Here is a 9,815-nt window from a genome sequence, read left to right as displayed (position 1 = left end):
ATATGGTTGTGCGCAGTGGCAAGCTGACAATCGAGCTGTGCAAGCGCCGTTGAGTATTAAAGCATTTTACTCAAACAGCGCGCAAGCCGACCGCTATGGTCGGTTAATGCTGGGGTGGCATGTGGAAGGGGCCACCGACGTCACCATCACGGCAAGAAAAAATGGACAAGTCGCTGCCGTGAATAGAAGTCTGGCGCCTTCAAAAGGCCTTTTGGATGCATATGTAGACCAATTAACAGAGTATACATTAAGCGCGACTGCGTTCAGTGGCGAAGCCATCACCAAGACATTAGTCGTCACTGCCATCCCGAAGCTACCCGTGACCCTCACAGGAATTAAAAATAACTATAAACAACCTTTATATGAGACGGGGCTGGACATTGTAGAAAAAAGCATCACGGAATACCGTGATAATCTCATCTTTGCAACCCACGATGGGCACCTGTTATTTTACAAAGGCACCCATGACCATAATCAGGAAATGCAGTGGGATTATGGTTGGCACATTGAATTAGAGGGGGTGGTAAATAATGCGCCCATAATAGAGGGCGACTTTTTATATTTCACCGAAAGTTATTATGACAGTACTGGAAGAGCATGCCGTATTCGATGGCAAGATGCCCTAGGTAAAGTATGTTCAAATAAAGCGTCAAGTAGCTTATTGGCAAGTCCTGTTTTAGTGAACGCGCATGCGGAGAATAATCAAGGCTTTTTTGCCTCGGCCAGACAGTTTGCGCGTTCATTCACAAGCTCTACGACCCGACCGAATATTGAATCCGGTTTATATATATTTCATGAAGATGGCACGGTTGAAGTACTCGACCCAATCAATGACTTACAGTTAAAAAGACAACTGTCTATAAAAAATAGCATCGATACAACGCAAGGCATATCAGTCACACCAACCCTTGTCATGAGCCAAACCTATGCATCATACCATCCTCAATTCATTATCCAGCAAGACAAAGACTTGATAGGGGTCCATGTTCCCGAGGTGCAATCAGCGGCGCCTGAGGTGTCGGTTTTTCAATCGGTGAGTCGGTGGTTTAGCCGCAGTATGAGTGATGACGGGAGTATACAGGCGGTGACTAAACAACAGGCGCCAAAAGAGCTAAAAGTGGTGTGGAGGGAGTCGCTATGAGGGCCATGTTAACTGGGTTATTGATGTCGTTGTCATCCCTTAACGCGCAAGCTGTGTGTGAAAACACAGCATTGAACGTATTGGTTAATGACAGCACACTTGTCAAAATTTTAAAAGGACCGAGAATATATACGGGCCTCGATGACCAACAAGATGAAGTCTATATCAAAATAAAAAGGGACAATACTACACTCTATAACAGTGGGTTATTAACAGAGACACAGAGCTATGTTGTGACCTACAGCTTCCCTGAAGTCGGTGTTTATAACGCGGAGTTAAAGGCCACATCACGTGGATTTGAGGATAATGGCTATGGGCCCGTCCAAAAGACGCAGTACACGGATTGCACCAGAACTGTCAACGTGATGCCACTGACTGTGCCAGCAGTGACAAACCGCTCTCACGTAGGCAATGCCAATGTGCACCCAATCGGTGCCCCTTTAACGGGCAGCTTTACGGTGAAAGATGAAGGAAAAGACCTCACCGAACTGAGTTTGTACGTAAATAGGCACAAAGTAAGTAGCTGTTCACTGACCCCCGTGGGGACGAATTATACGTGTCGCTATACCATTGGTTCCAATAACTTAGAGATTGACACCCCCTATTTATTTGCCATTTATGCCAAGGATAGCTTTGGAAAAGAGGCGAAAGCGTCATTTACGGTGACTGCACGTGAGCAAAACACCGCACCCAGTATGACTTTGAAGGTCGGCGACACAACGGGCAGCAGTACACCGAGTACCCCCCATTTTGCAGAGGTGGGCAGTTCGGTTTCGATTGTGATGACGGCCACAGACAATGATACGTCGGCGCACAATAGTCTGAGCGGCATGCTGTTGAGCTTGGGTCAAGAGCTTAAGCCAGTCAGGGCGTATTTTGGTACAGAGGTGGACTACAACAATGCCTGTTCAATAGAGGCCAATACAGCAACATGTACCTTGTCGCATAGGATTAATGCGTCTACACAGATTAGTGCCCAAGCCATAGACAACCAAAACAGTACGTCGGATATCCACTCTGTTGAGGTTAACGCGGTTTCTCCCTCAGTGCCTAATATTCGTCGGCTCAATAGTGATGTTGCGCCATTTGTTGGAGACACCATCACGCTAGAGGCCACAATCGATGAGGTGGCAGACCTCGAAGCGTATTATTTATGTCAGTACAGCGTTGCCGATGTCAACGCGAATACGGGGTGCGCAACCCCGATTAAACACTGTTCACTCACAGCGCGTGTGTGCACACATGAAGTGGCATATAGCACCTTGGACGGGGCACAAAGCCAAACCTTTACCGTCTATGCAAAAAAACGCGGGGTGCGTGGCAAAGGCAATCAAACCAACGTGATATACCGACAGTTCTATGGCATTCACTTTGAACTCCCGCCGCCCAATGTGGGAAGCAATCAGCATAAATATCACGTGGGGGAGGATATCTCCTTTGAGGTGAGCTTGTCGGCACTGAATATCGCGTCGACCTCTCTGACATCGTTAACCCTCTACGAAGGGGGGCCGGTAACGGGTCATGAAGTACCGGGGTTGCATGTCCCCGGTATGCAAACCCCCACAGATGTTATCCCTTTGCCGCACCCCAGTCAGCCGCCCAAAGTGATCCGGATTACCTGGAAAGCCACCGCGCAGTATGTGGGCCAAAATAAAACCTTTACCTTTGTGGCCACGGACAACACTGGCCAGACCGTCAGTGCGTCATTAACGGGCGTTCAAATTGCACACTCAACCCCGGATACCCCGGTGATTGGCGCCCTATCCATTACGCCAGATGCACATACACAAGGCCAATATGTGGTTAACATAGCCGGGTTAAGCAATACGAAACAGCTCAGCTATCAGGCAATCGTTGTGGCCGATGGGCTTGCGCCTGAAACGATCAAATCCGCGCTCATAGAAAACTTCACCGGAACCGAAGACACATTTACGGTGAATACACAGCTTGCCCATCATGGTAAAAAGCTGAAAGTGACCGTGAGGGCAACGAATTACGGCAGCGCGGGAGAGCCAACGCATACCACCAGAGAGTTTACAATGGCGCAGCCGATTGCAAACCTTGAAATGGCACCACACACGCCCGTGTTTGACAATCCGCCGACCCAAGCGGGGGGGCCTTACACGCTCACATGGCATGCCAACACAGACGGCGTGACCAGCCAGTATAAGTTGCAATATTGGGCAGGGTTACCGAGCGACAAAACAGGCATAACCCCAACGAATGTCAGCTTAGCCACTGAGTTAAGTACGGAATATACCGTGACTGCGCCCTTGTTTGGCCGCTACACATACCAAATTACGGCATGTAATAGTCAGGCGCAGTGCGTTGAGGGTCAACAAGTCACGGTTGAACATATTGCCCCTTATTTTAGTTCGGGTTCAATACAGAGCTGTTCGGCGGAAGGGATTAAAGAGCTGGATGAGGGAAGAGCCAATAACACCGTGCCAGCGTCACAGGTCTTCACCTATGGCTTGCATGCAGAGGGAATCGGCTTTAACCCGGGGACATCCACGCTATATGTGCGTATTCGAAAAACTGGCCAGTCCTCTACGGTGGAGGCCACCACCACAGATCGCAGCCTACAGGCCACTGTGAGTGAAGATATCTGCCGAGGGTATGTCAATGGCGGATTAGCACTGACAATCAAAAATGGGGTGAAGCGCGGTGATGCACTGTTACGAAACACCCTGGTTATAGACAAAACGGGCACCGACTATCGTCCTGATTTAACCCAATATGAATATACCGTCAGCGATAACTTGTATCTGTATAGTGGTACGGAGCAGGGCTTAAAAGCGCAAAAGTTTAGCCCAGATGGCTTGCCGCATTTTGTGTGGGAGTCTCGTCTCGAAGCGAGCGAGTCCAGCGAAGTGGTTGCGAAACCTCTGGTTGAGAGTGTCGGCGCAACGGACCACATCTATGTGGGCAGTTTAAACCACCGTTTTTATAAAGTGACCCATGATCCACGACAAGCAGAGCCCAATCAGCGGGTGCTGACGGATTGGGTGCTGAAAACGCGCGGCCCTATCCATGCGCAAGCTGCGCTAGATCAAGACCACAATTTGTATGTTGGGTCCATGGATGAATCTCTGTACTCAGTTGACCCTTCATCGGGCAATGTGCAGTGGCAATATGTCTTCCCTGGGAGTGGGGGCGTGGTGTCACAGCCGGCCGTGTCTGGCTCTGGGCATATTTATGTCACCACGGAAGATGGCGAAGTGAGTGTCATTGACAAACGCTTGATTGAGGAAAAAGCGCTCAAATGGGCGCAAGTGGATGCACTTTTCTTACGTTTCGAAGACAAAATTGCGCAGTGGGAACGTGCGCAGTGGCAGGCAGATCAATCTCATGTAGAGCTGTTTGGGTTAGCCAGAGCCGTTTATGTACTACTGCAAAGAGCCCCTTCTAAAAATGAGTTGAGCTTGCTTGGGTACTTGCTCTTTGAAGGCGTTCCTTATAATGAACTCATCCACGCCCTTATCAATGCCAACCCAGCATTGGCTGAGGCCACGGATTCGTCGTTCATTGATACCTTCTTTCACTACCTGTTGGGCAGTGCTTCACCAGATATCTCGTTACATGGCGGTGAGCTGGGCTCAGGCAACACGACGTATTGGGTGGCTCAGTTGGCGTCGGGGGTAACCCGCGCCGATGTGGTGATGGCCTTATTGGGGGCGGCGCGTAACCAGTATGATGATGCCGTCAACAATTTACTGTACCACCAGTTTGGCTTTTGTTTAGCTTCTCGGACCTGTGTCTATGATTTTGACACCGATGGCGATGGGCTCAGCGATCGGGCTGAAGCGCAGCTGAATACCAACCCCATTGACCCCAATGATGGGCTTGTCGCGCCAACCATCGCACTCATTGACCATGGTAATGGTGAGGTGAGTATTGAGGTGTCCACCACGGGGCTGGTACATACCTATCAGCTGTTTGAAGCGCACTTGCCTGAAAGCTATAAGCTGGGCGAGGTATTTCAAGCCGACATACACGCACAAGAGAGCCTGACCACCGTACACAAACAGCTAGGTAATGGCATTTACCACTTTAAAGCCAAAACCTGTGTGAACGTGTCCTCGCAATACAATGAGCAGCATGTACAGTGCAGCAATGATGATTCCAATGAAGTCCGTTTGGAAGTCAATAGCAGCGCCACAGAGTGGCCAATTAGCGTCAACTTGCCAAATACGCAAGCCAGTAAAAAGGCACTGGACAGTACTGCGTTGTTGGAGCATGCCAGCTTACAGCCAACGGTGGGAGATTTTAGGGTCACAGAATCTGGGACCGCCAGCTATCACATCCCCATTGCGGTGCCTGCTGGCATTACAGGAGTGAAGCCCAGTGTCAGTTTAAGTTACAACTCACAAGCCCCAGATGGCCCGGTTGCACTGGGCTGGAACTTGAATGCGGTATCGAGCATTTCCCGTTGTCGTCAAACAAAAGCACAAGATGGCCAATTTAAAGGGTTGACGTTCACCGAGGCCGACCGCTACTGCTTGGATGGACAGCGTTTAATCAGTAAGGACCCACAGATCCATGATGGCGACTTCAATGGTGCCACCATCCTTGACGAATATGTCACTGAAATAGACTCGCAGCAAACGATTTACAGAGTCACAAAAAATGACGACATTTGGTTTGTTATCAAAGGCAAAGATGGCTCCACCAAACACTATGGCACGTCTGATCTAAGCCGAGTTGTGATACATGAACAGCGGGACAATGTAGCCACGTTGTCTTGGATGATCAGCAAGGTTGAAGACAATGTCGGTCACCCGGACACGGCAATTCACTACACCTATACCGATAAAATAGACAGTGTACAGCTTAAATATGGTGAGCGCCTACTCAGTGCCATTCACTATAGCGGTAACCGCGTTGAATTTGGCTATTCACTGGGTGATATTCGCAGCCGAGCGTTTATTGCCAAAGACCGACTGGAGCAGCGGGCACGACTAACGCGCATAGAAGTAAAAAACCACACAGGGCAGGTGCTGAGCACGTATGCGCTGAGCTTTGAGTCTGTAGATAATGGGCTGAGGTTACTCAAACAAGTCCAGCAATGTCGCAGCGACGTGTGCCGTAAACCGATTAAGTTTGAATACAACACGTTTGCCACCGGTTTGACTTTTGACGCGCGCAGTCAGGTTGTGGATTCTGAGGTGGCGGCTTTGACGATGGCTGATCTACACGGCGATGGGAAACCTGAGCTTATCACGTTGGTGCGCAAAGATGCGGAACAAAAGCGCTATGAACTTTGCGTCTTTGGCGGGGCGACTTTCCAGCAACCGGACAAGCTGGGATGTAAATCTATCACGCGCCAAGATGACCATGAAAGTGTGGTGATGCTAACAACAGATCCAGATCAAGATGGTAAGCATACGATAGTGGTCAATATGCGTGCCGACCATACGACTGAATTTGGGGTCAAGTATTGGGATGAATTCGCGTTATCCAGCGACAATCAATTGGTGCAAAAAAGCTCGAATTTATTTTGGCCAGCAAACAAGTATATGAGAGAGGTGAAACAAGCCGATATCAATGGAGATGGCTATGCTGACCTGATTTATAAACTCAAAAAAGACGATGTCAATCTGTATACCCAAATCTGGGATGTTCAGAGGGGGTTTTTTGGTGTAGAAACCACACTGCGCACCACCAACCCTGATCAAGGGTTTGACTCGCGTGGTGACTTTACTGAAAAGGCCACCGATTGGCAGGTTGTGGATCTCAATTTCGATGGTTTAGCAGACATCATTGCCCTGCAGTGTGATACAGATGACACCTGCGCCGATGACGAAGCAAAACGCATTGCAGTGCACTATAACCAAGGTGGCAGTCACTATCACAAGTTCAGTGCACATTATGTGGCCTATAAGGGCAAAATTGAACACCTCATGCCTGCGGATGTGAATGGGGATGGGCTGGTTGACATTATTTATTTGGGCAAAGATCCCTATGGAAGTAGCATTAAGCGTTGGGAAGTGTTACTCAATCTCACCAGCAGCGAAGAGGCATTTACACGCGGGCTGTCAGTTGAAGCGTATCGTGAGGGATCTCTGACTGGCACCGTGTCGGCGGATATTCCGCCGTTACTGGCGGATTTAGACAAAAATGGCCGCACAGAAATTTACTTCAAAAGCGGTACGAGTAGCGACTGGATTCAGTATGAGTGGACACCTAAAAACCTGGGCTCAGGTGAGGGGAATGAACACTTTGAAGAAGTCTCTGAAAACGTATTTACAGAGGACTTAGATCACGAAAAAGGCCACTACGCATTTTTTGCAGATTACAACCATGACGGTGTGCCGGATCTATTAACCAAAGACAAGCAGGGTGTCCATGTTAGGTACAATTTAGGACAGTCAGCCACAGAAGGCTTATTAAAAGAAATCACCCAAGGGTACAACAACAAGACGACGATAGCCTATGGATTAATGACCAACAAGGCCATATATGGCGATCTTGAAGGCGACTTGGCGGAGGATGCGGCGACATTTGAGCGTGATGGTTTAAAGGTCACCCACATGATTGGGGCCATGCCGTTGGTGCACACGGTAGAAACCGATAGCCCAAGTACACATAATGAGGCGGCGCGTGCGAAGGTGACCTATTACTATGAAGGGGCGCGTGCGCAGTTTGGAGGGCGCGGTGTATTAGGCTTTAAAGCGCTGACAACCCAAACCACCAAGCAGGGCTCCGACGACCCCGTTGGGACGGTGTTTACCACCACCACCCGTTACCACCAAGCATTTCCACTGACGGGGATGCCCTATTCGACGGTGAAGAAAATGGGCGACGACGTGGTGCTCAGTCTAGCCCGTAACACGTATGCGGTGACGCCCGTTGCGCAAAAAGGCAGCACCCAGTCGTATCGTGTCTATAATACGCTAAGCAGAGAGTGCAGCGCTCTGGTTAATACAGACTTTACCGTAGACCTATATCGCTGTAGCCAGACGGATGTGGCTCAAGATACCTTTGCCAACGTCACACAATTAAAGGTCGATAGCTATCAAATAGCGAACATAGAAAGTGGGAACTTTATGCACAGCGGCACGATAGCGCTTGCGAGCAAGTCGGTGCTGACCACGAATGAGTATGGCAGTACAGATGAGTATCAGCGCTATGGCCGACTCACCCGCACCACGGTGACCACCCAGGTGCCCAATCGACAGAGCATCACGCGCAGCAGTGACTTTACCTATTATGAAGGAACGCAATTCGACTTGATGCTATTTGAAGAAGTGGTCGGCAAAGGATTGGGCTGTAAGTATGAACTGACCAAGACCCATCATTATGACCACTTTGGTAATCAGGTGAAAGTTGACAGTCAAAACACAGGGTGCCTTGCTGATGAGAGAGAAACGCGCACGACGACGTCACTCTTTTCTGAAGATGGGCGGTATGTTAATTACACGGAGCAGTCGAGCTCGAAAGAAGGGGCGTTAAAAATCAGAGGCGTGCAGTCTACAAGTACAGACCGTAACGCGTTTGGCGCACCGACGTTATCAACAGATGTACATGGTGTTGTCAGTGAAACCCAATTTGATGCATTTGGTGGTGTGGTTGGGCAATATACCAGCACCGGCGCGCAGTCCCTGACTTACTACGCTTCTTGTGACGATGGGGCTATGTGTGCTGCTCAGCGCCATAAAGAGGTGAATGGCGAGTTAGTTGAAGTTCAGTATTTAGACCGACTGGGCCGAGTGTATCGCACCAGTCATAGAGACGTGACTGGACAGTGGTTATCGAGTACCACCGTGTATGATGAGTATGGGAGAGCCGTAGAAGTCATCGCCCCTGGTGCGCAAAGCGTGACGACACACTACGATGTACTCGATAGAGTCATCCAAATTTATGATGCCAATAACGAAACCACCACCACCTCCGTGGTGAGCGGGCTGTCTAGCACCACGCAGATTTCGGGTACGGGCATTGCTGACCAAACAAAAGTCTCCACCTCAAACATACTCGGTGAAGTGCTTAGTGCCACTGAAAATAACGGTCAGGCCGTTGAATTTACCTACTATGCTGATGGCAGCAAGAACATGGTACGCTCAAAAGCCGAAAGTACCTCAAATCAGTTGGTGATGCGCTTTACCTATGACGCACTGGGTCGTAAGCACACGCAAATAGATGCAGATCGCGGAGACTGGTCTTATACCTATAATGCGTTTGGTGAGTTGCTCACGCAAACCGACGCACGAGGGGTAGTGCTGACCCATACCTATGACGGTTTTGGACGAAAAACGAAACAGGTTCAAACGACACCGGACGCGCACATCATCAACGAAGGTGCGAGTGAGTGGCACTATGGTCAGACTTCAGACACGGCGCACTTACTCTTGCGTGCTCAGCAAGGGGCGGATTGGCAACAACATTATTACTACGATACGTTTGGCCGCAGTGCGGCGGTACTGACGGCTTTAGAGCGCACACACAATTGTGACACCCAAGTTGTTTTTAATACGCTGAGCAATGACTTAAGGGTTGTCCAAAGCGAAACCGATGCGGCGCCTGCGGCTTTGTTGGACCCGCTTGTTAGTAAGTGTGTTATCCAGCAAACCGCCTATGATGCGTATGGTCGGGTGTCGCACCAGTTTGACGACTATCGCCGCCTCAATGGGGCTGGGAGTCAATATGTGGAAGCGCGAGGGGTTGCCATTGA

At 49.6% G+C, this 9,815-nt stretch carries 2 protein-coding genes; both read left to right on the top strand.

Annotated elements, in window-relative coordinates; genetic code table 11:
• Positions 1–1,141, top strand: a 1,141-nt coding sequence (locus tag N475_RS25805) for a hypothetical protein (protein WP_081232509.1), incomplete at its 5' end; no start/stop codon positions are given.
• Positions 1,138–9,815, top strand: an 8,678-nt coding sequence (locus tag N475_RS25005) for a SpvB/TcaC N-terminal domain-containing protein (protein WP_081232508.1), incomplete at its 3' end; no start/stop codon positions are given. The genes N475_RS25805 and N475_RS25005, both read left to right, overlap by 4 nt.

It is taken from the genome of Pseudoalteromonas luteoviolacea DSM 6061 (genome assembly GCF_001625655.1).
GTDB lineage: Bacteria > Pseudomonadota > Gammaproteobacteria > Enterobacterales > Alteromonadaceae > Pseudoalteromonas > Pseudoalteromonas luteoviolacea.
This window is presented reverse-complemented; position numbering and strand designations above follow the sequence as displayed.